The 25,257-nt window shown below is 67.4% G+C and carries 26 protein-coding genes and 1 tRNA gene; 19 read left to right on the top strand and 8 right to left on the bottom strand.

The window, feature by feature from the left end; translation table 11 throughout:
- Position 1 precedes the first annotated feature (1 nt).
- The 8 genes from ccmC (at position 2) to N0B51_RS12175 (ending at position 6,810) form a co-directional block, all read left to right on the top strand.
- Positions 2–721 (top strand): heme ABC transporter permease CcmC, encoded by a 720-nt coding sequence (ccmC, locus tag N0B51_RS12210; protein WP_259962685.1) that lies wholly within the window; start codon positions 2–4, stop codon positions 719–721.
- 1 nt (position 722) lies between these two features.
- The gene (locus tag N0B51_RS12205) at positions 723–860 is read left to right on the top strand and encodes a hypothetical protein (RefSeq protein WP_259962684.1); all 138 of its coding nucleotides are present in this window, start codon (positions 723–725) and stop codon (positions 858–860) included.
- Positions 857–1,330: a cytochrome c maturation protein CcmE gene (ccmE, locus tag N0B51_RS12200; protein ID WP_259962683.1), complete on the top strand. Its 474-nt coding sequence runs from the start codon at positions 857–859 to the stop codon at positions 1,328–1,330. The genes N0B51_RS12205 and ccmE overlap by 4 nt, the downstream gene beginning before the upstream one ends.
- Positions 1,327–3,267, top strand: coding sequence for a heme lyase CcmF/NrfE family subunit (locus tag N0B51_RS12195; protein WP_259962682.1), 1,941 nt, complete (start codon positions 1,327–1,329; stop codon positions 3,265–3,267). The genes ccmE and N0B51_RS12195 overlap by 4 nt, the downstream gene beginning before the upstream one ends.
- Positions 3,264–3,794, top strand: a complete 531-nt coding sequence (locus N0B51_RS12190; protein WP_259962680.1) for a DsbE family thiol:disulfide interchange protein — start codon at positions 3,264–3,266, stop codon at positions 3,792–3,794. Before N0B51_RS12195 ends, N0B51_RS12190 begins: the two co-directional genes overlap by 4 nt.
- Positions 3,791–4,195: a cytochrome c-type biogenesis protein gene (locus N0B51_RS12185; RefSeq protein WP_259962679.1), complete on the top strand. Its 405-nt coding sequence runs from the start codon at positions 3,791–3,793 to the stop codon at positions 4,193–4,195. The genes N0B51_RS12190 and N0B51_RS12185 overlap by 4 nt, the downstream gene beginning before the upstream one ends.
- Entirely contained in the window at positions 4,192–4,821 is a 630-nt protein-coding gene (locus N0B51_RS12180; protein ID WP_259962677.1) for a tetratricopeptide repeat protein, read from the top strand. The genes N0B51_RS12185 and N0B51_RS12180 overlap by 4 nt, the downstream gene beginning before the upstream one ends.
- A 78-nt stretch (positions 4,822–4,899) precedes the next feature.
- Positions 4,900–6,810, top strand: a complete 1,911-nt coding sequence (locus N0B51_RS12175; RefSeq protein ID WP_259962676.1) for a potassium transporter Kup — start codon at positions 4,900–4,902, stop codon at positions 6,808–6,810.
- Positions 6,811–6,813: 3 nt separating this feature from the next.
- On the opposite strand, the gene N0B51_RS12170 is transcribed toward N0B51_RS12175, so the two are convergent.
- Genes N0B51_RS12170 through N0B51_RS12150 form a run of 5 tightly spaced genes read right to left on the bottom strand, consistent with a single transcriptional unit; the run spans position 6,814 to position 12,075 of the window.
- Complete coding sequence (locus tag N0B51_RS12170) at positions 6,814–7,461, bottom strand: inner membrane-spanning protein YciB (protein ID WP_259962674.1); 648 nt, start codon at positions 7,459–7,461, stop codon at positions 6,814–6,816.
- Positions 7,458–8,390: a signal recognition particle-docking protein FtsY gene (ftsY, locus tag N0B51_RS12165; RefSeq protein WP_259962672.1), complete on the bottom strand. Its 933-nt coding sequence runs from the start codon at positions 8,388–8,390 to the stop codon at positions 7,458–7,460. The genes N0B51_RS12170 and ftsY overlap by 4 nt, the downstream gene beginning before the upstream one ends.
- Positions 8,387–9,559, bottom strand: a complete 1,173-nt coding sequence (locus N0B51_RS12160) for a MiaB/RimO family radical SAM methylthiotransferase (protein ID WP_259962670.1) — start codon at positions 9,557–9,559, stop codon at positions 8,387–8,389. Before N0B51_RS12160 ends, ftsY begins: the two co-directional genes overlap by 4 nt.
- Complete coding sequence (gene dapF, locus N0B51_RS12155; RefSeq protein WP_259962668.1) at positions 9,556–10,368, bottom strand: diaminopimelate epimerase; 813 nt, start codon at positions 10,366–10,368, stop codon at positions 9,556–9,558. The genes N0B51_RS12160 and dapF overlap by 4 nt, the downstream gene beginning before the upstream one ends.
- Positions 10,369–10,422: 54 nt before the next feature.
- Positions 10,423–12,075: a putative bifunctional diguanylate cyclase/phosphodiesterase gene (locus tag N0B51_RS12150; RefSeq protein ID WP_259962667.1), complete on the bottom strand. Its 1,653-nt coding sequence runs from the start codon at positions 12,073–12,075 to the stop codon at positions 10,423–10,425.
- 145 nt (positions 12,076–12,220) lie between these two features.
- On the opposite strand from N0B51_RS12150, the gene N0B51_RS12145 reads away from it, so the two are divergent.
- Positions 12,221–12,613 (top strand): EVE domain-containing protein, encoded by a 393-nt coding sequence (locus N0B51_RS12145; RefSeq protein WP_259962665.1) that lies wholly within the window; start codon positions 12,221–12,223, stop codon positions 12,611–12,613.
- Positions 12,614–12,695: 82 nt separating this feature from the next.
- On the top strand, positions 12,696–12,878 hold the full coding sequence (locus N0B51_RS12140; protein ID WP_259962663.1) for a CsbD family protein: 183 nt from the start codon (positions 12,696–12,698) through the stop codon (positions 12,876–12,878).
- Positions 12,879–13,217: 339 nt separating this feature from the next.
- Here the strand turns inward: N0B51_RS12140 and N0B51_RS12135 are convergent, their stop codons facing one another.
- Positions 13,218–14,528: an MFS transporter gene (locus N0B51_RS12135; protein ID WP_259962661.1), complete on the bottom strand. Its 1,311-nt coding sequence runs from the start codon at positions 14,526–14,528 to the stop codon at positions 13,218–13,220.
- Positions 14,529–14,638: 110 nt separating this feature from the next.
- Here N0B51_RS12135 and pgsA point away from each other — a divergent pair, with 110 nt between their 5' ends.
- Together pgsA and N0B51_RS12125 are read left to right on the top strand one after the other, a co-directional pair.
- Positions 14,639–15,244: a CDP-diacylglycerol--glycerol-3-phosphate 3-phosphatidyltransferase gene (gene pgsA / locus N0B51_RS12130; RefSeq protein WP_259962660.1), complete on the top strand. Its 606-nt coding sequence runs from the start codon at positions 14,639–14,641 to the stop codon at positions 15,242–15,244.
- 67 nt (positions 15,245–15,311) lie between these two features.
- Positions 15,312–17,060: a DEAD/DEAH box helicase gene (locus N0B51_RS12125; RefSeq protein WP_259962659.1), complete on the top strand. Its 1,749-nt coding sequence runs from the start codon at positions 15,312–15,314 to the stop codon at positions 17,058–17,060.
- Between the two features lie 5 nt (positions 17,061–17,065).
- On the opposite strand, the gene N0B51_RS12120 is transcribed toward N0B51_RS12125, so the two are convergent.
- Positions 17,066–17,974, bottom strand: a complete 909-nt coding sequence (locus N0B51_RS12120) for a hydrogen peroxide-inducible genes activator (protein WP_259962645.1) — start codon at positions 17,972–17,974, stop codon at positions 17,066–17,068.
- Positions 17,971–19,164 carry a ribonuclease D gene (gene rnd, locus N0B51_RS12115; RefSeq protein WP_259962643.1) on the bottom strand — a complete coding sequence of 398 codons (1,194 nt, stop codon included), beginning with the start codon at positions 19,162–19,164 and terminating at the stop codon, positions 17,971–17,973. Before rnd ends, N0B51_RS12120 begins: the two co-directional genes overlap by 4 nt.
- A gap of 157 nt (positions 19,165–19,321) precedes the next feature.
- On the opposite strand from rnd, the gene aspS reads away from it, so the two are divergent.
- From aspS to N0B51_RS12080, 7 genes are all read left to right on the top strand, one after another.
- A complete protein-coding gene (gene aspS, locus N0B51_RS12110) occupies positions 19,322–21,145 on the top strand; it encodes an aspartate--tRNA ligase (protein WP_259962641.1) in 1,824 nt (607 codons plus the stop codon).
- 86 nt (positions 21,146–21,231) lie between these two features.
- Positions 21,232–21,468 (top strand): acyl carrier protein, encoded by a 237-nt coding sequence (locus tag N0B51_RS12105; RefSeq protein WP_067680685.1) that lies wholly within the window; start codon positions 21,232–21,234, stop codon positions 21,466–21,468.
- 98 nt (positions 21,469–21,566) lie between these two features.
- A complete protein-coding gene (gene fabF / locus N0B51_RS12100; RefSeq protein WP_259962639.1) occupies positions 21,567–22,826 on the top strand; it encodes a beta-ketoacyl-ACP synthase II in 1,260 nt (419 codons plus the stop codon).
- Between the two features lies 1 nt (position 22,827).
- Positions 22,828–23,790: an endolytic transglycosylase MltG gene (gene mltG, locus N0B51_RS12095; RefSeq protein WP_259962638.1), complete on the top strand. Its 963-nt coding sequence runs from the start codon at positions 22,828–22,830 to the stop codon at positions 23,788–23,790.
- Positions 23,787–24,323: a 2'-5' RNA ligase family protein gene (locus tag N0B51_RS12090; protein ID WP_259962637.1), complete on the top strand. Its 537-nt coding sequence runs from the start codon at positions 23,787–23,789 to the stop codon at positions 24,321–24,323. The genes mltG and N0B51_RS12090 overlap by 4 nt, the downstream gene beginning before the upstream one ends.
- Before the next feature lie 15 nt (positions 24,324–24,338).
- Entirely contained in the window at positions 24,339–25,031 is a 693-nt protein-coding gene (locus N0B51_RS12085) for a Crp/Fnr family transcriptional regulator (protein ID WP_259962636.1), read from the top strand.
- Between the two features lie 68 nt (positions 25,032–25,099).
- Positions 25,100–25,176: transfer RNA gene (locus N0B51_RS12080), tRNA-Met, on the top strand.
- Positions 25,177–25,257: the final 81 nt, after the last annotated feature.

Here is a 25,257-nt window from a genome sequence, read left to right as displayed (position 1 = left end):
GATGCACGGCTTTGCCAATCCCACGCGCTTCCTGAGCATTGCTCGCCCGCTGACCCCCTGGCTTCTTGGCCTGGGTCTGGTGCTTGCGGGAGGGGCGCTGGCGTGGGGAATCCTCGCGGCCCCGGCAGAGCGCCTGCAGGGAGAAACCGTGCGCATCCTGTTCATTCACGTTCCGACAGCGTGGCTCGGCATGGCGGGGTGGACCGCCGTCGCGGGCGCCAGCGTGGCGGAACTGGTCTGGCGGCATCCGCTGGCCGCAATTGCCGGCCGCGCCGCGGCGCTTCCCGGCGCTGTGTTCACCGCGCTGTGCCTGGCCACCGGATCGCTCTGGGGCCGGCCGGCGTGGGGCACCTGGTGGGAATGGGATGGCCGCCTGACCAGCATGCTGGTCCTGCTGTTCCTCTATTTCGGCTACATGGCACTCGCCGGGGCTGCGGCGCGCGACGGGGCGCCTTCGCGGATACCGGCGATCTTCGGCATCGTCGGCGTGATCAACGTGCCGGTGATCCATTATTCGGTGCTCTGGTGGTCCTCGATCCACCAGCCGCCCAGCATCACGACGGGGGGATCGGCGATGGCCCCGGCGTTCCTGTGGCCGCTGCTGGTCGCGACGCTCGGCTTCTCGCTGCTGTTCGCCGCGGTCGTGCTGATGCGCATGAGGGCGCTGCTGGCCGAGGCCCAGCTGGAGGCGCGACTGCGCCGCAGGGCGCGCGAGGGCTGACGTGCGCGAGACGCTTGACCCTTGGCCGTTCGTGATTGCCGCCTATACGCTGGTGATCGGCGTGACGCTGGTTCTGGTCGGCTGGAGCTGGCTGGCGATGCGCCGGGCCGAACGGCGACGCGAGGAAACGCGCAAGTGAACGACAAGACCGCCAGGCGGCCCAAGGCCAAGCACCAGCGCCTCGCGCTGGTCGTCCTCGCGATCGTCGCCCTCGTCGCTGCGGCGGTGATCGCGACCTGGGCACTGCGCAACCAGGCAAGCTATTTCTATGTCCCCAGCCAGATCGTGAAGGACCCCCCGGCGCCCGGCCGGGCGGTGCGGCTGGGCGGCATGGTCGAGAAAGGGTCGATCGTGACCGAGAACGACGGGGTGACGATCAACTTCGTCGTCGGCGACGGCGATGCGCGGGTCCCCGTCCGCTATTCGGGGATCGTGCCCGACCTGTTCATAGAAGATTCGGGCGTCGTCGCCGAAGGGCGGATGCAGGCGAACGGCACCTTCCTTGCCGACAAGCTGCTCGCCAAGCACGACGAGAACTACGTGCCGCGCGAGCTTCAGGCGATGACCGCCGCGCAGAAGAAGGCCGCCGTGGCCGAAACCACCCAATGATCGCAGAACTCGGACTGGCGGCCCTGTGGATGGCCGCGGCGCTTGCCGCGCTGCAGCTTGCAGCCGGGTTCCTCGCGGCGCGGCAGGACGACGCCGAGATCGCGATCCTCGTGCGCCCGGCAGCGGTCGTGCAGGGGGTGCTGTGCGCCTTTGCATTCGCCATGCTGGTCTGGCTGTTCGCGCGGACCGACCTGTCGGTGAAGCTTGTCGCGATGAATTCCCACTCCGACAAGCCGCTCGTCTTCAAGCTCGCCGGGGCCTGGGGCAATCACGAGGGCTCGATGCTGCTGTGGGTGACGGTGATGAGCGCGGCGGGCGCGCTGATCGCGCTGGTCGAGCGGCGCCTGCCCGACCGCACCATGCAAGCGACGCTCGCCGCGCAGGGCTTCGTCGCGCTCGGTTTTTATGCCTTCCTGCTGTTCAGCTCGAACCCGTTCGAGCGGCTGCCGATCCCCGCGCTCGAGGGCAACGGCCTCAACCCACTGCTGCAGGACATCGGCCTCGCCTTCCATCCACCCACGCTCTACCTCGGCTACGTCGGGCTTTCCGTGGCATTCAGCTTCGCAGTCGGCGCGCTCTTGACGCGCCAGGTGACGCCCGACTTCGCCCGCGCCATGCGCCCGTGGGTGCTCGGCGCGTGGATATTCCTGACCGTCGGCATCACCGCGGGCTCGTACTGGGCCTATTACGAGCTGGGCTGGGGCGGCTGGTGGTTCTGGGACCCGGTCGAGAACGCCTCGCTCATGCCGTGGCTCGCGGCGACCGCGCTGCTCCATTCGGCGAGCGTGCTCGCCGCGCGCGACGCCCTGCGGGCGTGGACCATCATGCTGGGCGTCGTCGCTTTTTCCATGAGCATGGTCGGCACCTTTCTCGTGCGCTCGGGCATCCTGACCAGCGTCCATGCCTTCGCGGTCGATCCCGAACGGGGCACCTTTATCCTCGTCCTGCTGGCGATCTACATCGGCGGCGCGCTCGCGGTTTTCGGCTTGCGCGCGGGTTCGGTGGCCGAGGGCGGGAAGTTCGAGGCTGTGAGCCGCGAAGGCGCGCTGGTCATCAACAACGTGCTCCTGTCGGCCATTCTCGGCGTGGTGCTGCTCGGGACGCTCTATCCCCTGCTGACCGAGGCGATGGGCGTGCGGGTATCGGTCGGCCCGCCCTATTTCGACCCGGTCGGCGCGATCTTCGTGGTCCCGATGCTGCTGGTCATGCTGGTGGGCCCGCTGTTACGCTGGCGGCAGGACCGGCTTGCGCGGGTCCGGCGGAGTGCGATCATCGGGATGGTCGCCGTTCTTGCCGGTCTGTTGCTGGCAATCGCGCTGGGAGCCGGCGTGCTCCCCACCCTCGGCATCGCGCTGGGCGCCGGTTTGGCCGTCGCGAGCGTCCTGCCGCTGAAGGGTCGCCGGTTGCGCCGTGTTCCGCTGGCCACCCGGGGCATGGTGACCGCGCACCTGGGCATCGCCGTGGCCTTGCTCGGCATGGCCAGCGAGAGCGCCTTCAGCGAGGAACGGCTGGCGGCGATCAAGGTCGGTCAGCAGGCGTCGGTCGGTCCGTGGCAGGTCACCCTTGCGGCGGTCGACCCGGTCGCGGGGCCGAACTGGACCGCGCTCGAGGGGGTGATGCTCGCAAGCTATGACGGCGGCGCCCCGATCGAGCTGCATCCGCAGGCGCGCAGTTTCTGGTCGCCGCCGCAGGAGACCACCGAGAGCGCGCTCGCCACGCGCTGGAACGGCCAGCTCTACGCGGTGCTCGGCAAGGCGGCGGATGGCGAGCGGTGGCAGGTGCGCCTGTGGTGGAAGCCGTTCGTGACGCTGATCTGGTACGGCGGCCTGCTGGTCGCACTCGGCGGGCTGCTCGCCCTGCTCGGCCGCGTGCGGGACGACCTGCGGCGGCGTTACGTCACCCGCAAGGCCGCCGAGCGCAGGGAAGCAGCGGCATGAGGGGCTGGCGCTTCTTTCTGCCGCTCGGCATCTTCGCGCTCTTTCTCGGCATCGCCGGGTACCAGCTGACGCAGCCCAAGGACGATTTCGTCCATTCGACGATGATCGGCAGGCCCATGCCGGAGTTCGCGATGCGCCCTGCCAGTCCGGATCGGCCGGGCCTGTCGCTGGCTGACCTGAAGGACGGCACGCCCAAGCTGCTCAACATCTGGGCCAGCTGGTGCATTCCCTGCGCCGCCGAGGCGCCCCAGCTCGCCGCGCTCAAGGCGCAGGGTGCCCCGATCGTCGGGGTCGCAATCCGCGACCGGCCCGAGGACGTGGCGGCCTTCCTCGCCCGCTACGGCAACCCGTTCGACCGGATCGGCGCCGACGACCTGAGCGAGCTGCAGCTCGCTATCGGCAGCTCGGGGGTGCCCGAGACGTTCGTGATCGATGGCGACGGGATCATCCGCTATCAGCACATCGGGGATATCCGTGCGAGCGACGTGCCGATGCTGATGGAAAAGCTGCGGGAGGCAGGGCGATGAGGGCACTCGCCGGTCTGTTGCTTGTACTCGCCGCGCTGCCGCTTGCCGCGCAGGACGCTATGCCTCCCGCGCCCTACGCGTACCGCCAGCTCGAGGACCCGGCGCTCGAGGCGCGGGCGCAGGGCCTCATGGAAACGCTGCGCTGCCTCAAGTGCCAGAGCCAGTCGATCGCCGACAGCGACGCGCCGATGGCCGGCGACATGCGTCACCAGGTCCGCACCCGCATCGCCGCGGGCGAGGATCCCGAAGCGATCCGCGAATGGATGATGGAGCGTTACGGCGACTACGTCAGCTATGCCCCCGTCGTCAGTCGCACGACCTGGCCGCTGTTCGCCGGTCCGCTCGTCCTGCTCGGAATCGCCGCGCTGCTGATCTGGCGCCGTTTCCGGAGGAGCGCATGACCTTCGTACCGATCCTGCTGCTGGCCATCGCGGCCTTCGCCTTTGCCGCGATCGCGCTTCGCCTGCCGCGGCCGGCCTGGGCTTTGCTGGGTGCGACGCTGATGTTCGGACTTGCCGGCTATGCGCTGCAGGGATCGCCGGGCCAGGCCGGTGCGCCGAAGTCTGCGGCGAGCGATTTGGGAAGCGAAGGAGCCGAGCTGGTCGAGGCCCGCCGCGCGATCTACGGACCCGCGCCGCCGAGCCGCTACGTGACGGTTTCGGACGGGTTCGCCCGTCGCGGCCAGTTCGCCGATGCGGCGGGCATCCTGCGTGGTTCCCTCGCCAGGCAGCCCGACGATCCGGAAGCCTGGCTCGCGCTCGCCAACGCGCTCACCGAGCACGCCGAAGGCCAGCTTACGCCTGCCGCAGTCTATGCGTACGAACAGGCCGGGCGGGTCCAGCCGGACCAGCCGGGCCCCGGTTTCTTCCTTGGCGTGGCATTGATCCGCAGCGGGCGGTTGGTGCAGGCGCGCGCGCTGTGGGCCGAGATGCTCGAAAAGGCGCCCCCGGATGCGGCGTGGCGAGACGGTTTGAAGGAACGGCTGGACCGCCTCGACGTTCTCATCGCGCAAGCCGGCAACCAGTAGAGGGGCACATGCGCGCGATTGCGGGGGCCGAGCCGCGGTGCTAAGCGCCGCCCCCTTCATGGCATGGACAAAGCCTCGATGAGCCAGGCAACCCTCGGTGGCGCGGGCGGCGAGAAGACCGCCAGTGCCAAGGCGAAGCTTGCCGTCGGCGCGATCGGCATCGTCTTCGGCGACATCGGCACGAGTCCGATCTACGCCTTTCGCGAAACCTTCGTCGGCCACCATCCGCTGACGCTCGACACGCTGCACCTGATGGGCGTCGTCAGCCTGATCTTCTGGGCGATGACGATCGTCGTGTCGCTGCAATACGTCACCATCCTGATGCGCGCCGACAACAAGGGGCAGGGCGGCACGCTGGCGCTGGTCGCGCTGATTTCGCAGAAGATCGGCGGGACGAACCGCGGCTGGATCGCGGTCATGCTGGGGGTCTTTGCGACCTCGCTGTTCTACGGCGACAGCATGATCACGCCGGCGGTATCCGTGCTGTCGGCGGTCGAGGGCCTGACCACCGTCGAGAAGGGGCTTGCCCCGTTCGTCATACCCATCGCCTTGACGCTGCTCATCGCGCTGTTCCTGCTCCAGAAGCGCGGAACGGGGACGATCGGCCGCCTCTTCGCACCGATCATGGTCGTCTATTTCACCACCCTGGCCGTGCTCGGCATCATTCACATCGTCGACAATCCGGGCGTGCTGGCGGCGCTCAACCCGTGGTACGCGGTGCAGTTCTTCATGACCGACAAGCTGCTCGGATTTCTCGCGCTGGGATCGGTCGTGCTGGCGGTCACCGGGGCCGAGGCGCTCTATACCGACATGGGCCATTTCGGGCGCGGTCCCTTGCGGATGAGCTGGTTCGGCTTCGTGATGCCGTGCCTCCTGCTCAACTATTTCGGCCAGGCGGCGATGATCCTCAATCTCGAGGCCGCCGCCGCGGCGGAAGCGATCCAGAACCCGTTCTTCGTGATGGCGAGCGAAACCTTCCGCTTGCCGCTGGTGCTGCTCGCCACCTGCGCGACCTTCATCGCCAGCCAGGCAGTGATCTCTGGTGCGTTCTCGGTCACCCAGCAGGCCATCCAGCTCGGCTTCGTTCCCCGCCTGTCGATCCTGCACACCAGCGAGACCGAGCACGGGCAGATCTACATCCCGTTCGTGAACTGGGTGCTGATGATCGCGGTGATCCTGCTTGTGTTGACCTTCCGCAACTCGTCGAACCTGGCGAGCGCCTATGGCATCGCGGTGACCGGGGCGATGCTGATCGACACCTGCCTGATGGCGGTGCTGTTCGTTGCCGTCTGGCGCTGGAGGCTGTGGATGGCGCTGCCTGTGGCCGGCGTGTTCTTCCTCGTCGACGGGGCATTCTTCGGAGCGAACGTGCCCAAGGTTCCCGCGGGCGGCTGGTTCCCGCTGCTCGTCGGCGCGATCGCCTTTACCCTGCTCACGACCTGGGCGCGCGGACGCAAGCTCATGCGCGACCGGATGAGCGAGGTCGCCCTGCCGATCGCGATATTCGCCAAGAGCGCCCGCAACTCCGCGACCCGGGTGCCGGGGACCGCGATCTTCATGGCCTCGACCAGCGGCGGCGTGCCGAGCGCGCTGCTGCACAACATCAAGCACAACAAGGTGCTGCACGAACGGGTGGTCATCCTCACGGTCCAGATCGCCGACGTGCCCTATGTCGATGCCGAGGAGCGGTTCGAGATTCACGAAGTCGGCGACGGCCTGTTCCGCGTCGTGCTGCACTACGGCTTCATGGAGGAAACCGACGTGCCCGCCGCGCTCAAGGGCATGGGCGAGTGCGGCGGCATGTTCGACATGATGCAGACCAGCTTCTTCCTCAGCCGCCAGACGCTCATCGCCAGCAAGCGACCGGCGATGTCTGTCTGGCGCGAGAAGCTGTTCAGCTGGATGCTGCGCAATTCGGCGACCGCGATGGAGTTCTTCCGCCTGCCGACGAACCGCGTGGTCGAGCTCGGCAGCCAGGTCGAGCTGTAAGCCTCAGCCCGTCGGAGGCGGGGTCTTTTCCTCTTCCTGCAACCCCTCGCCCGCGAGCCCGTGGCGCATGAGCATGGGGATCTGCGCGAAAGTGAAGATGAACGACAGCGGCATGAACACCCACAGTTTAGCCCACAGCCAGTCACCGAAGTCGAGCTGGGCGCGCAGCACCTCGTTGAGAATCGCGAGAAAGACGAAGAAGAAACCCCAGTTGCGGCTGAGCTTGAGCCACCCTTCGCGGTCCAGCCCTTCGAAGGCGGCTTCGAGCAATATCTGAAGCAGCGCCTTGCCGCGCAGCCATCCGCCGATCAGCAGCACCGCGAACAGCGCATAGATCGCGGTCGGCTTGATCTGGATGAACCGCTCGTCGCGCAGCCAGATGGTGAGGGCGCCAAACCCGACGATCAGCGCGGTCGAGAGCATCAGCATCGGCGAGACGCGGCCCAGCTTCCACTTCGAGAAAATGAGTGCGGCGATCGCTGCGACGATAAACGCACCGGTGCTCTGGACGACTGCCAGGATTTCCGCCGCGGGCGATGTCTCCTCGGGCTTCGACCAGCGATAGACCAGAAAGAAAACGAGGATCGGCCCGTAGTCGATGGCGATGTTCAGCCACCCCGAGGGCTTCTTCTGCGGGGCATCCGCCATCATGCCACTCCCGCAATGACGCGCGCGACCAGGTCGGGGTCGAACGGGCGCAGGTCGTCGAGCTTCTCGCCCACCCCGATGGCGTGGATCGGCAGTCCGAACTGCTCGGCCGCGGCGACCAGCACCCCGCCGCGCGCGGTACCGTCGAGCTTGGTCATGACGAGGCCCGTCACCCCGGCGACTTCCTTGAATATCTCGATCTGCGATAGCGCGTTCTGCCCGTTGGTCGCGTCGAGCACGAGGATCACGTCGTGCGGGGCTTCCGGGTTGAGCCGACCGAGCACGCGGCGGATCTTCGCCAGTTCCTCCATCAGCTCGCGCTTGTTCTGGAGGCGCCCGGCGGTGTCGACGACCAGCGCGTCGATGCCCGTGGCGGTCGCTTCCTTGACCGCATCGAACACGATCGATGCGGGGTCGCCGCCCTCTGGCCCCTTGACGATCGGCACGCCGACCCGCTCGGCCCAGGTGGCGAGCTGGCCGATCGCAGCCGCGCGGAAGGTATCGCCGGCTGCCAGCATCACGCCATAGTCGTCCTCGGTCAGCCAGTGCGCGAGCTTGGCGATGGTGGTCGTCTTGCCGCTGCCGTTGACCCCGATGACGAGGATCACCTGCGGGCGGGGAAAGGCGGTGATCTCGAGCGGTTTCGCCACAGGGCGCAGGATCGCGGCGATCTCCTCGGCGACCGCTTCCTTGAGCTCGCGTTCGGTAATGCCGAGGCCGAATCGCTTTTCGGCGAGCTTGTCGCGGATACGCTTCGCGGCCGCCGGTCCGAGGTCCGAGATGATCAGCGCGTCCTCGACGTCGTCGAGCGTCGCGTCGTCCAGCTTGGCGGTCCCGACCACCCCGGTCAGGTTCTCGCTCAATCGTTCGGAGGTCTTGCGAAAGCCGCCGAACAGCCGTTCCGCCCAGGAACGCTCCTGCGTTTCGCTCATGCCAGCAGGCCTTCTTCTATCGATGTGGGGGTCATGGTCAGGATTTCGCCGGCCCGTGCGCCGGCGGGCAGGCGGACGCGCGCGAAATCGGCCGCGTGGCCAGTTCCATCGCGCTCGGCAAGGACGACAAGCGGCTGGCCGAGGTGGGTCTCGAGCCATCGGGTGCGGGCTTCAGCCACCGCGGCCCGCAGTTCGGCGGCCCGGGCGCGCACGATCTGGCGGTCGACCTGCGGCATACGCGCGGCGGGGGTGCCGGGGCGGGGGGAATAGGGAAACACGTGGCCGTGGACGATCCGCAAGTCGCGGATGATCGAAAGGTTCGCCTCGTGGTGCGGGTCGCTTTCGGTCGGAAAGCCCGCGATCAGGTCGGCGCCGATCGCGATGTCGGGTCGGCGCACGCGCAGCCGCTCGACCAGCGCGGTGGCGTCGGCGCGCAGGTGGCGCCGCTTCATCCGCTTGAGGATCAGGTCGTGTCCGTGCTGCAGGGAAAGGTGGAGGTGCGGCATCACCCGCGGCTCGCCCGCGATCAGTTCTTCGAGGAGCGGGTCGATCTCGATGCCGTCCACCGATGACAGCCGGAGCCGCCCGAGGGCGGGAAACGCGTCGAGTATCGCTGCCGCCAGGGTACCAAGCCTGGGCGCCCCCGTCAGGTCGGCGCCCCAGCTCGTCAGGTCGATGCCGGTCAGCACGACCTCCGCCGCGCCGCGCGCCAGGTCGGTCTCGACTGCGCGGAGGACGTCTTGCACGCTGAGCGAGCGGCTGGGGCCGCGTCCCTGCGGGATGACGCAGAAGGTGCAGGCGTGGTCGCAACCGTTCTGCACGGCGACGAACGCGCGCGAGTGCTCCGCCGCCCCGGCGAGCGGAGCGGGAGGTACGTTCCAGGCCCGCGGGTCGAGCTTCTCGGCATTGGCGACAAGGCCGTCGACTTCGGGCATGGCGACGATGGACGCACGCTCGACCTCGGCGGCGCATCCCGTCACCACGAGCCGTGCGCCGGGTGCATCGCGCCGCGCCCGCCGGATCGCCTGGCGGGTCTGGCGCACCGCTTCGGCAGTGACCGCGCAGGAGTTGACGACGACCACGTCAGTCTCACCGGCGAGCATGGTACGAATGCGCTCGCTTTCGGACAGGTTCATCCGGCATCCCAGCGTCACGACCTGGACCGTCAAGCGAAGTCGCCCCAGTCGAAGGTGCCGCGAAAGGACTCGGCGGCGGGGCCGGTCATCAGCACGCGTCCGTCGCTGTCCCACTCGATCTCGAGCGGGCCGCCGGGCAGGTGGACCGTCGCCGTGCGCCCCGCGATCAGGCCGCGCCGGATCGCCGCGACCGTCGTCGCGCAGGCTCCAGTGCCGCAGGCCCGGGTCAGGCCCGCGCCGCGTTCCCAGACCCTGAGGTCGATCGAGGCTGGACCGGTCACTTGCGCGACGTTGACGTTGACCCGCTCGGGAAACAGCGGGTCCCGCTCGATCTCGGGGCCGAGCCGTTCGAGGGGCACGCCCTGTACGTCGGCCACGAAGAACACCACGTGCGGGTTGCCCACGTTGACCGCGGCCGGTGCTTCCAGCCCGTCCCATCCGACGGGCATCGACATGGTGTCCATCGCGTAGGCGAGCGGCAACTGGTCCCATTCGAAGCGCGGCGCGCCCATGTCGATCCGCGCACCCTGACCGGTCGGCTCGACGGCGATCGTACCGCCGGCGGTTTGGACCCGGGCCGGCTTGCCGTGGAGCAGGGCGACTGCCCGGCTCGCATTGCCGCAGGCTTCCACTTCGCTGCCGTCGGCGTTGAAGATGCGCATCCGGAAATCGGCATCATCGGCGGGCTCGAGCAGGATCAGCTGGTCGCAGCCGATCCCCGTGCGGCGCTCCGCCAGCGCAGCGACCGCGGCCGGCCCGATCGGCGGCAACGCCTCGGTCCGCGCGTCGAGCACGACGAAGTCGTTGCCCAGGCCGTGCATCTTGATGAAAGGAACCCGCATCTTGGGATCGGGCTCTATGCGGGGGCGGGCCGCGCGTCCAGTGGCGGGCGCGGTTCAGCCGGTCTTGCGCTGGTCCGCAGCCGTCTCGGTGCCTTCGTCGCGGACTGGACGGGGCACGGTGCCGAGACCGTTCAGCTTGCCCGCGGCCGAGAGACGGGCGCGCACCTCCGCGATGCTTTCCGGCCGGCCGTAGAAATAGCCCTGGCCCTTCAGCCGGCCCATCGAGCGCAGCTTGTCGAGAATCGCGGTATCCTCGATCCCTTCGGCGGTGATCGGCAGGTCGAGCCCGTCGCCGAGCGAGACGATCGCCCGCACCAGCTTGTCGCTATGCTCTTCGGTTGCGAGTTCCGACACGAAGCTGCGATCGATCTTCAGCCGGTCGAACGGAAGCGTGCGCAGCTGGGCAAGGCTGGAGAAACCGGTTCCGAAATCGTCGAGGCTGATTGTCACGCCCTGGTTCTTCAGGCTGGTGATGATCGACCGGACCACGCCGATGTTGTCGTGCAGGCAGCTTTCGGTGATCTCGATGTCCAGCCGGTTGGGCGGGAAGTTGTGCTTGACGAGCAGCTTGAGGATCTTCTGCGCGAACCACGGGTCGCGCAGCTGGATCGGCGAGATGTTGACCGAGAGTGACAGCGCCGGGTCCCAGTCGCGGGCGTGTGCCAGTGCCTGGTCGATCAGGTTTTCGCTAAGTTCGGCGATCACGCCGATGTCCTCGGCGACGGGAATGAAGACATCGGGCCCGACAAGGCCGAGGGTGGGCGATTGCCAGCGTGCCAGCATCTCGAAACCGGCAATCTCGCCGGTGTCGAGGTCGATCTGCTGCTCGTAGAACGGCACGAACTCACCGCGCGGGATGCCACGGCGGATGCCCGTCTCCAGCTCGCTGCGGAAGCGCAGCTCGCTTTCCATTGCCTCCTCGAACCAGAAGTAGCGGTTCTTGCCCTGCTTCTTGGCGTGGTACATCGCGATGTCCGCGCGATGGATCAGCGTCAGCACGTCGTTGGTGGCAACCCGCTGCCCGCTGACGTCGACGTTGCCGGTGATGCCCACCGAAACGGTGATCTCGAACGAAAGCCCGTCGTGTTCCGAAGGCTCTCCGACCCGTTCGATGAGGGTGCTGGCAAACTGGTCGATGCGGTCCGGAAAGCGGGGGTCGAACGGCACCACGCAGGCGAACTCGTCCCCGCCGAGACGGGCGAGCAGCGAATCGCGCGGCAAGATCGCCCGGATCCGGTCCGCGGTTACGCACAGCAGGCTGTCGCCCGCCTGGTGCCCGTTGAGGTCGTTGATCGACTTGAAGTTGTCGAGATCGACCATCACGAAGGCGACCGCCAGCCCATCGGCTTCGGCCTGGGCGAGCAGGTCATCCGCCGCCGCCCGGACGCTGCGCCGGTTGAGGCTGCCGGTCAGCGGGTCTGTCTCCGCGAGGCGCCGGGCAAGCTCCTCGGCGCGGCGGCGCACCGCGATCTCCTCGGTCAGCTCGGCGTAGCGCCGCCAGCCGAAGATCACGAGCGCGATGTTGAGCAGGAGGACGCTGACGAGGACCGGGTCGGGCGCGACGCCGAGGCCCATCCACGATCGGACCACTTGCGGCAGGACCATGCCCCCGGTCCCGACGAACAGGAAGATCGCCGCCACCGCGATGCCGAGCGCGACGAGGTCGCGCTCCGCCCGCCCCATCGTCGGGTCATCGGACACGCTCACGCTGTTATGTGCATCACCGCTTGGCAACTTGGCCCCCGCTGTTGCGATGAGCCGGCTATCGCCTATGAGCCTGAAAATCGCGTTAAGGCGAAAATATGTACATTCACACTGAACGGGAGATCTCGAATTGCCGCGTTTCTGGCTGATGAAATCGGAACCCGACGCCTACAGCTGGGACGATCTCGTCGCTGAGGGCGAGGGCACCTGGGACGGGGTCCGCAACTATCGCGCGCGCAACAACCTCGCGGCGATGGAGGTGGGGGACAGGGCCTTCTTCTACCATTCGAACATCGGCAAGGAGATCGTCGGCATCGTCGAGATCAGCGTTGCCGGGCTGAACGATCCTACCGACGACAGCGGCAAGTGGGCGGCCGTCAGGGTGCGGCCGGTGGAGAAATTGAAAAGGCCGGTCACGCTCGCCGAAATCAAGGCCGACAAGGCGCTCGAGGATATCGAACTGATCCGGCAGTCGCGTCTGTCCGTGGCCGAAATCAGGCCAGCCGAGTGGGAATATATCCTAGGACTTGCAAGAAGTTAGGATCGGAACGACCGGTGCTGTCGGCCGTTGGGTAGGGGTAGCTGGCGGCAATCTCGCCGCCGTCCCATCAAGGAGACGCACCATGGGTGAACTCAAGGACAAGACAAAGGGCGTGAGCAACGAGATCGCCGGGAATGCCAAACAGATGGCTGGCGAAGCGACCGACGATCCCTCGCTCGATGCAGAAGGCGAAGCGCAGGAACGCAAGGGCGAAGCGCAGAACCTTTCGGGCGAGATAAAGGGCGACCTCGGCGACAAGATCTGATCCCGTCCACGCCGGATGAAGGGCCGTCCCACGCGGGCGGCCCTTTTCTTTTGCGGGTGTTCCGCCTGGTCAACGAACAGGATTAATGTCCCGTCGCGCGACAGGCTTGAATCCGCCGGAGCGCATTGGTTACGAAATCGTTAAGCGCACCATGATGCGACGCTCTCTCGTAGTTACGGACGAACAGTCCCGGCACCCCTTCCGCGCCCAGCAACCACCGCACGTCTGCCGCGGTGGACGCGTGATTCCCGCCCGCAGGTGGGGCGTCTCGCGCGATGATCTATACGGTTTTGCCGGCGCCTATTTCGCCTGTCTCGCGGCAGTCGCGATCTTCATCCTCTAGGCTGTGCGCGCGGCGCGCTCGGCGCGCAGCAGCAAAACGCCCAGCCACGCCGACACGAGGCACATTGCCGCGCTCAGCAGCAGGTGATGGACGATGTCGAGGCCGACCGCCGACAGGCCGGTCGCGATCAGCGAACCCACGACCATCGCGCCCGAGTTGACGATGTTGTTCGCCGCGATCGTTCGCGCCGTCTGGGTCTTCGGCACGAAGGTCGTCAGGAAGGCGTAGAGGGGGACGACGAACATCCCCCCCGCGATCGCTATTCCCAGCAGGCAAAGCAGCAGCGGGATGGCCATCGGGTGGGCGATGAATTCGGCGACGTTCAGCAGGGTGCCTTGCGGCTCGCCCGGCCATGCCCGGCAGACGTAATAGAAGGCCAGCACGAACAGGCCCATCGCGATCACGGACACCGGGGAATAACGGGCAGACACGGTCCCCTTCAGCAGGGCGTTGACCGAGACCGAGCCGATCGCGACGCCGACCGAGAAGATCACCAGGAACAGGCTCGCCACTTCCTTGCTTGCGGTCAGGACGTTTTTCGCCAGCGGGGGGAACTGGATGAACAGGACCGCGCCGATCGTCCAGAAGAAGCTGATCGCCATGATCGCGAGAAACACGCGGCGATCGTGGCTCGTGTTGCGCACCAGCGCGATCGAGCTGCGCACGAAGTGAAAGTCGAGCGGTTCGACTTCGCCCTGGGCAGGCGCCTCGGGGACCTGGCGGGCCACGAGATAGCCGATCACCGCCGTGCCGATGACGCCGATCGCTGCGATCTCGACCGGTATCCAGCCCGCAAGGATGGTACCGAACAGGATCGCGACGTAGGTGCCCGCCTCGACCAGGCCGGTCCCCGCCAGAACCTCGTCCTCGCGCAGGTGCTGCGGCAGGATTGCGTACTTGATGGGGCCGAAGAAGGTGGAATGCACGCCCATCGCGAACAGCGCGAGCATCAGGAGCGGAATGGCGAGTAGGTGGACCGCGATGCCCTTCCAGGCCAGGAACAGGCCGGCCGCGCCCACGCTCATGATGACGATCTCGGCGGCCTTGACGATGCGGATGATCCGCGCCTTGTCGCGCATGTCGGCGAGCTGGCCGGCGAGCGCGGACAGGAGGAAGAACGGAAGGATGAAGACCCCGCTGGCGATCGCGCTGAAGGTTCCTTCGGCGGCCTCCGAATTGTAGACGCTGTAGACCACGAACAGCACCATCGCGGTCTTGTAGAGATTGTCGTTGAAGGCGTTGAGAAGCTGGGTGACGAACAGCGGAAGAAATCGCCGGCGGCGCAGCATGTGCGTGGAAACGGTCATGCAGGTCCTGTCGCCAGCCTCTCGGAGCGCCGGGTCTAGCGGCTCGCGCGCACGGGACAAGCGTTAACGGCGCTTTTGCCACGGCTGCGGGTGCGCTAGGGCCAGCGTCGATGCTCACGCTGCCCAACCTGCTCACATTGAGCCGCATCTTCGCCGTCCCGCTGCTGGCGTTCATGCTGTGGTGGCCCGAATGGCGAATGGGCTACGCAATCGGCTTCGTGCTCTACTGCGTGATCGGCTTTACCGATTATCTCGACGGATACCTCGCCCGGGCACAAGGCACGGTGAGCAAGCTCGGACAGTTTCTCGACCCGATCGCCGACAAGATCATGGTCGCGGCCGTGATCCTCGTGCTTGCGGCCCAGGGGTACATGCGCGGTCCGTACGTGGGTGATCTCCACGTTATCGCCGGCCTCATCATCCTCATCCGCGAGATCGCCGTTTCGGGCCTGCGCGAATTCCTCGGTCCGCTGCAGGTTTCGGTCCCGGTTTCCAAACTCGCCAAGTGGAAGACGACGTTCCAGCTCGTCAGCCTCGGCGCGCTGATCCTCGGCGGCGCGGTCCACGGCGCCCCGTGCGTCGTGCGGGGCGACTGCGGGCCGCTGGCGGGCCAGTGGATCCATCTCGTCGGGCTGGGCAGCTTGTGGGCCGCCGCGGTGCTGACCCTGATCACCGGCTGGGATTACCTGCGGGTGGGCCTCAGGCACATGGACTGAGGCATCGCCTCCTTTCGCACTTGCACAATAATGCGTGCGTTTTGCCGAGGGGCTGTTAAGGGGGCGGATGCCTTTTCCCCCATTGCCGGATTTCCTTGCGGGCGCGCTCGCCGAGCGCGGCTATGCCGAACCGACCCCCGTTCAGTCAGCAGTGCTGCAGCCCGAGGCCGCCGTCCGCGATCTGCTCGTTTCCGCGCAGACGGGTTCGGGCAAGACCGTCGCCTTCGGGCTCGCGATGGCCGACCAGCTCCTCGAAGACGGCGCGGTCCAGCTGCCGACCGAATGCCCGCGTGCGCTGGTCGTCGCGCCCACCCGCGAACTCGCGCTTCAGGTCAGCCGTGAACTGATCTGGCTGTATGCCGGCGCCGGGGTGCGCGTGGCGACCTGCGTCGGGGGGATGGATCCATCCAAGGAGCGCCGCGCGTTGCGCGCGGGGCCGCAGATCGTGGTCGGTACGCCGGGGCGGCTGCGCGACCACCTCGAACGGGGCGCTCTCGATCTTTCGGCGATTCGCTGCGTGGTGCTCGACGAAGCGGACGAGATGCTCGACATGGGCTTCCGCGAGGACCTGGAAGAACTGCTCGATGCGACGCCCCAGGGACGCCGGACGCTGCTTTTCTCGGCCACGATCCCCGCCGCCATCGCGGCGCTGGCCCGCCGCTACCAGAAGGATGCCCTGCGCATCTCGACCGTGGGCGACGCGCGCGGGCACGGCGACATCGCCTACCAGGCCGTGACCGTCAGTCCGTCGGAGATCGAGCACGCGGTCGTCAACCTGCTGCGCTTCCACGAGGCGGAAACCGCGATGCTGTTCTGCGCGACGCGCGAAAACGTGCGCCGGCTCCACGCCACCTTGCAGGAGCGCGGCTTTGCCGTCGTCGCCCTGTCGGGTGAACACTCGCAGTCCGAGCGCAACCACGCGCTCCAGGCCCTGCGCGACCGGCGCGCGCGAGTCTGCGTGGCGACCGATGTTGCCGCGCGCGGGATCGACCTGCCGGCGCTCAGCCTGGTCATCCACGTCGAGATCCCGCGCGATGCGGAAACGCTGCAGCACCGCTCAGGCCGGACGGGACGGGCGGGCAAGAAGGGCACCGCGGTGCTGATCGTCCCCTATCCCCGCCGCCGCCGGGTCGAATCGATGCTGCGCGGCGCGAAGATCGAGGCCGCGTGGATCTCCGCCCCGACCGCGTCCGATATCCGCGCCAACGACCGCAAGCGACTGCTCGAAGGCCTGCTGGCGCCGCAGGAATTCGACGACGAGGACCGGGCGCTGGCAGCCGAACTGCTCGAACAGCGCAGCGCAGAGGACATCGCCGCCGCGCTCGTCCGGATGCACCGCTCGGCGCTCCCGCAGGTCGAGGAACTGATCCCGGATACGCCCGAGGCACGCCGGGCGGACAAGCAGGACCGCCATCGTCCGGGATTCGAGGATGTCGTCTGGTTCCGGATGAACGTCGGGCGGCGCCATAACGCCGACCCCCGGTGGATCCTGCCGCTGCTCTGCCGCCGCGGCCACATCACCCGCAACGAGATCGGGGCGATTCGTATCGGCCCGTCGGAAACGTTCTTCCAGGTCCCGCGCACGATCGCGGACCGCTTCGCCGACGCGGTCGCGCGGACCGCCGGAACGGAGGACGGCGGCGACATCCTGATAGAGGCGTCGGCCGAGAGCCCGCGCGACATGGCGCGCGAACACCGCAAGGGCGGAAAACCGGGCGGAAAGCCGCCTTTCAAGCGACACCGCGATCACGCGGGACCGCCCCCGCGCGGGAAGCCCAAGGGCAAGCCGCATCGCAAGGGCCCGCGACCGGATTGAGCGGTTCAGCCCGCGCGCAGTTCTTCTGCGAGCAGCCTGAACTCGTCCGCGCGCGGAGAATTCTTGCGCCAGATCAGCGCGATCTCGCGACTGGGCGCCTTGCCCTTGAGGGGGCGGGCGACGACGTCGGTTTCGTGCAGGATCCCGGCGTCGATCGCCATTTCCGGCAGCATGGTAAGGCCGAGCCCGTTGTCGACCATCTGCACGAGGGTGTGCAGCGATGTGCCGATCATCGTCGCCGAGGCACGCAATTCGGGCCGGTTGCAGGCAGCGAGCGCGTGCTCCTTGAGGCAGTGCCCGTCCTCGAGCAGCAGCAGCCGGCCCCCCGAACTCATCGTGTCAATCATCGAGGCCGGGATTTCGGCGGGCGGATCGCGCGGGTCGTTCTTCGGAAAGGCGACGAACAGCCGGTCATCGGCGATGTGGGCGCTGTCGACCTCGCCGGTGGCGAAGGGCAGCGCCAGCAGCACGCAATCGGCGCGGCCGTGATGGAGGCTTTCCACCGCGTGGTCGCTCGTCTCCTCGCGCAGGAACAGCTTGAGGTTCGGCCTCTCCTTGCGCAGCCGCGGCAGGATGCGCGGCAGCAGGAACGGCGCGATCGTCGGGATCACGCTCATCCGCAATTCGCCCGAAAGCGGTTTCCCGCTCGCCTGGACCAAGTCGGACAGTTCCTCCGCCTCGCGCAGCAAGCGGTGCGCCTTGGCGACAACCTGTTCGCCCAGCGGCGTGAACCGGACCACCCGGCGGCTGCGCTCGACGAGCATCACGCCGAGCAGCGATTCGAGCTCGCGAATGCCTGCCGAAAGGGTCGACTGCGAAACGAAACTGGCGTCTGCCGCGCGGCCGAAGTGGCCATGTTCGTGCAGCGCCACGAGATACTGGAGCTGCTTGATCGTGGGCAGGTAGGTGGTCACTCCGCCGCTTGCGCCTGCGCCTCGGGTACTTCGATCCGGGTCATCTTGAGGCGGCCGTTCTCGACTCCGAAGCCGAGCTTGCCCTCGACCAGTTCGAGCGCGTCCTTGCCGAACACCTCGTAGCGCCAGCCCTTGAGCACCGGCAGGTCGCGCACGCCGGCGGCGAGCGCTTCCATCTCGTCGCTGCGGGTCAGAAGGCGGGCGGCGACGTCGATCTCGCGGCTGCGAATCTTGAGCAAGAGCTTGAGCAGGTCGGCCACCAGCGCGCCTTCCTTGCCGAGCGGCGCACCCCTCTTGGGCTTGTCGGGCATCTCGCTGGCAGGAAGCGGTTCGGCCCTTTCGAGGACCTTCATCAGCCGCTTGCCGATGTCGTTGTCCTTCCATGCGGCCGACAGCCCGCGCACCTTGACCAGGTCGGACTGCTGCCTGGGCGGATGGCTGGCGAGGTCGGCGAGCGTTTCGTCGCGCATGATCCGGCCGCGCGGGATGTTCTTGTGCTGGGCCTCCTGCTCGCGCCAGGCGGCGAGCGCCTTGAGCCGGCCGAGGACCGTCGCGTTGCGGCTCGGCGCGCGGATGCGCTGCCAGGCCTGTTCTGCGTCGTTGGCATAGTTCGCCGGGTCGGCGAGCTTGTCCATCTCGGCGTCGAGCCAGGCGCCGCGGCCGGTCTTGAACAGCTTCTTCAGGATCTTGGGAAAGATTGCCGACAGGTGCGTGACGTCGCCGATCGCGTATTCGATCTGGCGGTCGGTCAGCGGGCGGCGGCTCCAGTCGGTGAAGCGCGCGCCCTTGTCGACCGTGAAGCCGAGCCAGCTCTCGACGAGGTTGGCGTAGCCGATCTGCTCCGACTGGCTGATCGCCATCATCGCCACCTGGGTGTCGAAGATCGGGTGGGGGGTCTTGCCCGTGAGGTTGTAGACGATCTCGACGTCCTGTCCGCCCGCGTGGAAGACCTTGAGCACGTCCTCGTTCTCGCACAGGAGATCGAGCAGGGGAGTGAGGTCGATCCCGTCGGCGAGCGGGTCGATCGCCGCGGCCTCTTCGGTGTTGGCGATCTGCACCAGGCACAGTTCCGGCCAGTAGGTGTTCTCGCGCATGAATTCGGTGTCGACCGTGACGAAATCGGATTTCGCAAGGCGCTCGCAAAGGTCGGAGAGCGCGGCGGTCGTGGTAATCAGGTCGTGTATCTTCATCGTACTTTTCTTGTCTCTCGGGCGGAGTACCGCCCTCGGGAGCCCTGGATGCCTTGACAAAGCAACCCCGTTCCCCTGTTAGCGCGCGTCGTTTCCGCCTATGGGCAGCGCGCGCCGCGCCCCTAGCGCCATACAGCCGAAAATGGAAAGAATTTAGATGCACGCCTATCGTACCCACAGTTGCGGTGCCCTGACCAAGGGCGACGTCGGCGAGACCGTCCGCCTGTCGGGCTGGGTGCACAACAAGCGCGATCACGGCGGCGTGCTGTTCGTCGATCTGCGCGATCACTACGGGATCACGCAGGTCGTCGCCGACAGCGACAGCCCCGCGCTGCCCGTGCTCGAGAAGCTGAAGCTCGAATCGGTCGTCACCATCGACGGCACGGTCAAGGCGCGCGCCGAGGCGGCGGTGAACCCGAACCTGCCCACCGGCGAAATCGAGGTCTTCGCCCGCGACGTGACCGTGCAGAGCCGGGCCGAAGAGCTGCCGCTCATCGTCAATTCGGCGGAAGACTATCCGGAGGAGACGCGCCTCAAGTACCGCTTCGTCGACCTCAGGCGCGAGCGCGTGCACGCCAACATCATGCTGCGTTCCAACGTTATCGCCTCGCTGCGGTGGCGGATGATCGAGCAGGGGTTCACCGAGTTCCAGACCCCGATCCTCGGCGCCTCGAGCCCCGAGGGCGCGCGCGACTATCTCGTCCCCAGCCGCCTGCATCCGGGCCGCTTCTACGCGCTTCCGCAGGCGCCGCAGATGTTCAAGCAGCTGCTGATGGTCGCCGGTTTCGACCGCTATTTTCAGATCGCGCCGTGCTTCCGCGACGAGGACCTGCGCGCCGACCGCAGCCCCGAGTTCTACCAGCTCGACTTCGAGATGAGCTTCGTCACCCAGGAGGACGTGTTCAACGCGATCGAGCCGGTGCTCGCGGGCGTGTTCGAGGAATTCGCGAACGGGAAGCGCGTGACCCCGGCGGGCAGCTTCCCGCGCATTCCCTATCGCGAGGCGATGCTCAAGTACGGCACCGACAAGCCCGACCTGCGCAACCCGCTGATCATCTCCGACGTGTCGGGCCATTTCGAGAAGTCAGGCTTCGGCCTGTTCGAGAAGATCGTCGGCACCGGCGGGGTCGTACGCGCAATCCCCGCGCCGGCCACGCACGAGAAGAGCCGCAAGTTCTTCGACGACATGAACGACTGGGCGCGCCGCGAAGGCTTTGCCGGACTCGGCTACGTCACCCGCAAGGGCGGCGAATTCGGCGGCCCGATCGCCAAGAACCACGGGACCGAGGGCATGGAGGCGCTCTATGCCGATCTGGGCCTGGGCGCGAACGACGGGCTGTTCTTCGCGGCGGGCAAGGAGAAGGACGCCGTCCGCCTTGCCGGGGCCGCGCGTACCCGCGTGGGAGAGGAACTGGGCCTGATTCCCGACGACCGCTTCGACTTCTGCTGGATCGTCGACTTCCCGATGTTCGAATACGACGAGGACGCCAAGAAGGTCGATTTCAGCCACAACCCGTTCTCGATGCCGCAGGGCGAGATGGAGGCGCTGGAGACAAAGGACCCGCTCGACGTGCTCGCCTGGCAGTACGACATCGTCTGCAACGGCTACGAGCTGTCTTCGGGCGCGATCCGGAATCACCGCCCGGACATCATGTACAAGGCGTTCGAGATCGCGGGTTATTCGCGCGAGGATGTCGACGCGAACTTCTCGGGCATGATCGAGGCGTTCAAGCTCGGCGCACCGCCGCACGGCGGCTCGGCCCCCGGAATCGACCGCATCGTCATGCTGCTGGCCGATGAACCCAACATCCGCGAAGTCATCGCCTTCCCGCTCAACCAGCGGGCGCAGGACCTGATGATGGGCGCGCCGAGCCAGGTGTCCCCGCGGCAGCTGCGCGACGTCCACATCCGCCTGATCGACCCGCCGAAGGGACCTGCTCCGGCCAATCCCGACAAGCTGGTCGATCCCGCCGCGGGCTAGCGGGACCTCTCCGGCACTTGCGCACTCAAGCCGCGTTCATTAGGGCGACAGGCAATTCGAAAACCCCAGTCACAGAGGGAACACTCATGAGCGATACCGCCGACCGCGTGCAGAAGATCGTCGTCGAACATCTCGGCGTCGAGGCCGACAAGGTCACCCAGGACGCGAGCTTCATCGACGATCTCGGCGCGGACAGCCTCGACATCGTCGAACTGGTCATGGCGTTCGAAGAGGAATTCGGCGTCGAAATCCCCGACGATGCGGCCGAAAAGATCGCCACCGTCGGCGATGCGACCAAGTACATCGAAGAGCACAAGGGCTGATCGCCCATCCCGCCGTGCTCGCCTGACGGCAGTCGGCGGGGCAACGACAGGCTCGGCCCTTCGCGGGGTTCGGGCCTGTCGCGTTTACGGAGAGTAGCATGCGCCGAGTGGTCGTAACCGGACTGGGCCTCGTCACCCCGCTGGGGGCGGACGTCGAGACGACGTGGTCGAACCTGATCGCGGGCAAGAGCGGGATCGGCCCGATCACCCGCTTCGACGTCAGCGACCAGAAGGCCAAGATCGCCGGCGAAGTGAAGCCGGCCGATCATCCGTGGGGCTTCGACCCCAACAAGCGCGTCGATTTCAAGGTCCAGCGCCAGGTCGACCCGTTCATCGTCTACGCGATCGACGCCGCCGGCCAGGCGATCGAGGACGCAGGCCTCGAGAACATGACCGACGAGGAAAAGGAACGCGCGGGCGTTTCGATCGGTTCGGGCATCGGCGGCCTTCCGGGGATCGAGAGCGAATCGCTGGTCCTGGCCGAGAAGGGCCCGGGCCGCGTGAGCCCGCACTTCGTCCACGGGCGCCTGATCAACCTCACCAGCGGGCAGGTCTCGATCAAGTACGGGCTGATGGGGCCGAACCATTCGGTGGTCACCGCGTGCAGCACTGGCGCGCACTCGATCGGCGACGCGGCGCGGATGATCAAGGACGGCGACGCCGACGTGATGCTGGCGGGCGGAGCGGAAAGCACGATCAACCCGATCGGCATCGCCGGCTTCGCGCAGGCCAAGGCGCTCAACATGAGCATGAACGACCAGCCAGAGAAGGCCAGCCGTCCCTACGACAAGGGACGCGACGGCTTCGTCATGGGCGAGGGCGCGGGCGTCATCGTGCTCGAGGAGTACGAGCACGCCAAGGCGCGCGGCGCGAAGATCTATGCCGAGGTCGTCGGCTACGGGCTGTCGGGCGATGCCTACCACGTCACCGCCCCCCACCCGGAAGGCAGGGGCGCCGAACTCGCGATGAAGATGGCCCTGCGCAAGGCCGATCTGCAGCCGGGCGACATCGACTACGTCAACGCCCACGGCACCTCGACGATGGCCGACACAATCGAACTCGCCGCCGCCAAGCGCGTGCTGGGCGATGACCTTTCGGGCGCGTCGATGTCGAGCACGAAGAGCGCGATCGGGCACCTGCTCGGCGGCGCCGGCGCGGTCGAGGCGATCTTCTGCGTGCTGGCGATCCGCGACCAGGTCGTTCCGCCGACCCTCAACCTCGACGACCCGGACGAGGGCACCGAAGGCGTCGACCTCGTGCCGCACCACGCGAGGAAGCGCGAGGTTAAAGCGGCGCTGTCGAACAGTTTCGGCTTCGGCGGAACCAACGCGAGCGTGATCTTCAAGAAGGTCGACTGAGGTGAAGCGCCTCCTCTTTGCCGCCGCGCTTGTCGGCGCGCTGGCGTTCGCCTGGTTCGCGTTCGGCTGGTACGGATCGAGCACGGTCGAGAAGGAGGCCGCGTTCACCGTTCCCGATGGTGCAACCCTGACGAGCGTGGCGCGCAAGCTGGAAGACGAAGGGCTGATCGGCTCGTCGGACGCCTTCCTGCTGCGCGCGAAGATTCTGGGCAGCGGCGATCCGGTCCAGCGCGGCGAATTCGCGCTGCCGAAAGGCGCAAGCCCCGCGACGATCCTCGATACGCTTCAGCACGGACAGGCGATCCGCCGCTTCGTGACGGTTCCCGAGGGGCTGCCTTCGATCATGGTCTACGAGCGCCTGATGGCCGAGCCGCTGCTGACCGGCCCGATTCCGGTGCCCGAGGAAGGCTCGGTGCTGCCGGACACCTATGATTTCGAGCGTGGCGACGCCCGTACCAAGGTTCTCGCGCGGATGCAGGCGGCGATGAAGTCCTATCTCGCCGAGGCCTGGGCCAACCGCAAGCCGGGCATCGCCGTTTCGAGTCCGCAGGAAGCAGTGACGCTCGCCTCGATCGTCGAGAAGGAGACCGGTGTCGCCAGCGAGAGGCGCATGGTCGCCGGGCTCTATTCCAACCGGGTGAAGCAGGGGATGCCGCTGCAGGCCGATCCCACGATCATCTACCCGATCACCAAGGGCAAGCCGCTCGGCCGGCGCATCCGCCAGTCCGAGATCGCCGCGGTCAACGGGTACAACACCTACACCATGAGCGGGCTGCCCAATGGTCCGATCACCAATCCCGGCAGGGAATCGATCGCCGCCGTGCTCGACCCCGCCAGGACCGACGCCCTCTACATGGTCGCGGACGGGAAAGGCGGGCACGTCTTCTCGACAACGCTCGCGGAGCACAACGCCAACGTGCGCAAGTGGTTCGCTATTCGCCGCGCGCGCGGGGAGCTCGATTGAACCCCGGCGGTGATCTCGCCCCGCTGATCGTCACCGCCGAACTGCCCGAGGCGCTGCAATCGCGCGCCGACCAGCTGCGTGCGGCGCATTTCCCGCCCGAGCGCAATCACCTGAAGGCCCACGTCACCCTGTTCCACGCGCTCCCGCCGATGGTGGAAGGCGAACTTCGGGACGCGCTTGCAGCCGAGGCGCGGGCGGCGCCCGTTCGCGCTCGGCTCGAAGGCCTGATGAACCTCGGCCGGGGCACAGCGCTGCGGCTGTCGAGCCCGGCGATGCTCGACCTGCGCGAGCGCCTCGCGAGCCGGTTTCACGGACTCCTGACCCCGCAGGACCAGCAGGTTCCGCGGCTCCACGTGACGATCCAGAACAAGGTCGCGCCCTCGGTGGCCAAGGCGCTCCAGGCCGCGCTTGCGCCGGCGATCGAACCGCGAGAATTTGCATTCGCCGGGCTTGCGCTGCACCGCTATCGCGGGGGACCGTGGGAGGCCGTGCATCGCTGGCCGTTTCGGGGTAGTCACCGCACGAAGGGCTAAGAAGAGGGCTCGCACATGGAAACCGGCGACCTGCTGTTCCACCTGGCCGCCGCGCTGCTCGTCGGCTCGGCCGCGATGCGCTCGCTGCGTGGCGTGCGGTTGTTCGCGATCGCGGCGGGCATCGCCGCGCTCGGGTGGGGGCTCGTCAACGGAGGCGCGGGCGCCCTGGTGGCCTGGGCGGCGGTGTTCGTTGCCGCGAACGGGGCGCAGCTGGCGCTGGCGGCCCGGCGCCGGCGGATCGGCGCGATGCGTGCCGAGGAGCGCGCACTTCTGGAAGACATCTTGCGCGTCGAGGATCCGGCGCGCCAGCGGCGGCTGATCGGCCTGCTCACCTGGCGCGATGCGGAGCCGGGAGAGGTGCTGATCCGCCAGGGCCAGCCGCATCCGCCGCTGATCTACATCGCGTCGGGCGCGGCCGGGATCGAACTCGACGGACGCCTGGTGGGGGTGGCGGGCGAAGGCGATTTTCTCGGCGACATGAGCGTGGCGACCGGGGAGCCGGCGTCGACCGCCGTCGTGGTGACCAACCCGATGCGCATCGCCGAGGTCGACCGGGTCGCGCTCGCCCAGATGGCCGAGGTCGCACCCGAGATCGGCGCCGCTTTCGACAGCGCGCTCAACCGCGCCCTTGCCGCCAAGATCCGCCGGATGAACGAGGCAGCGGCCACCCGTGGCTCGGCCGGTTCGCCGGGTCATTTGCCCGGTTGACCCGGCGCGGAGCCGGCCCTAAAGGCGCCGCCTGCCTCGCGCCCGAATGACGCCAGGCCAGCCCTTGGGGCGGAGTAGCTCAGCCGGTTAGAGCAGCGGAATCATAATCCGCGTGTCGGGGGTTCGAGTCCCTCCTCCGCTACCATTCAAGTCATTTATCGCTTTGTTTTCAAAGGATAAAATGACTTTTTCGGAGAATCGAAACCACATTCGTTCCCACATTTTG

The sequence above is a fragment of the Tsuneonella litorea genome (assembly GCF_025154015.1).
GTDB classification, from domain to species: domain Bacteria; phylum Pseudomonadota; class Alphaproteobacteria; order Sphingomonadales; family Sphingomonadaceae; genus Tsuneonella; species Tsuneonella litorea.
Note: the sequence above shows the minus strand (reverse complement) of the source record. Positions and strands in the feature narration are given on the sequence as shown.

Coding starts and splice junctions, on each gene's coding strand:
- aspS (WP_259962641.1), top strand. CDS start 19,322: ATGCACGCCTATCGTACCCACAGTTGCGGTGCCCTGACCAAGGGCGAC.
- N0B51_RS12085 (WP_259962636.1), top strand. CDS start 24,339: ATGGAAACCGGCGACCTGCTGTTCCACCTGGCCGCCGCGCTGCTCGTC.
- ccmC (WP_259962685.1), top strand. CDS start 2: ATGCACGGCTTTGCCAATCCCACGCGCTTCCTGAGCATTGCTCGCCCG.
- pgsA (WP_259962660.1), top strand. CDS start 14,639: ATGCTCACGCTGCCCAACCTGCTCACATTGAGCCGCATCTTCGCCGTC.
- N0B51_RS12195 (WP_259962682.1), top strand. CDS start 1,327: ATGATCGCAGAACTCGGACTGGCGGCCCTGTGGATGGCCGCGGCGCTT.
- rnd (WP_259962643.1), bottom strand. CDS start 19,164: ATGAAGATACACGACCTGATTACCACGACCGCCGCGCTCTCCGACCTT.
- N0B51_RS12170 (WP_259962674.1), bottom strand. CDS start 7,461: ATGATGGCGGATGCCCCGCAGAAGAAGCCCTCGGGGTGGCTGAACATC.
- N0B51_RS12185 (WP_259962679.1), top strand. CDS start 3,791: ATGAGGGCACTCGCCGGTCTGTTGCTTGTACTCGCCGCGCTGCCGCTT.
- dapF (WP_259962668.1), bottom strand. CDS start 10,368: ATGCGGGTTCCTTTCATCAAGATGCACGGCCTGGGCAACGACTTCGTC.
- N0B51_RS12190 (WP_259962680.1), top strand. CDS start 3,264: ATGAGGGGCTGGCGCTTCTTTCTGCCGCTCGGCATCTTCGCGCTCTTT.
- ftsY (WP_259962672.1), bottom strand. CDS start 8,390: ATGAGCGAAACGCAGGAGCGTTCCTGGGCGGAACGGCTGTTCGGCGGC.
- N0B51_RS12145 (WP_259962665.1), top strand. CDS start 12,221: ATGAAATCGGAACCCGACGCCTACAGCTGGGACGATCTCGTCGCTGAG.
- fabF (WP_259962639.1), top strand. CDS start 21,567: ATGCGCCGAGTGGTCGTAACCGGACTGGGCCTCGTCACCCCGCTGGGG.
- N0B51_RS12180 (WP_259962677.1), top strand. CDS start 4,192: ATGACCTTCGTACCGATCCTGCTGCTGGCCATCGCGGCCTTCGCCTTT.
- N0B51_RS12105 (WP_067680685.1), top strand. CDS start 21,232: ATGAGCGATACCGCCGACCGCGTGCAGAAGATCGTCGTCGAACATCTC.
- N0B51_RS12125 (WP_259962659.1), top strand. CDS start 15,312: ATGCCTTTTCCCCCATTGCCGGATTTCCTTGCGGGCGCGCTCGCCGAG.
- N0B51_RS12140 (WP_259962663.1), top strand. CDS start 12,696: ATGGGTGAACTCAAGGACAAGACAAAGGGCGTGAGCAACGAGATCGCC.
- N0B51_RS12175 (WP_259962676.1), top strand. CDS start 4,900: ATGAGCCAGGCAACCCTCGGTGGCGCGGGCGGCGAGAAGACCGCCAGT.
- N0B51_RS12135 (WP_259962661.1), bottom strand. CDS start 14,528: ATGACCGTTTCCACGCACATGCTGCGCCGCCGGCGATTTCTTCCGCTG.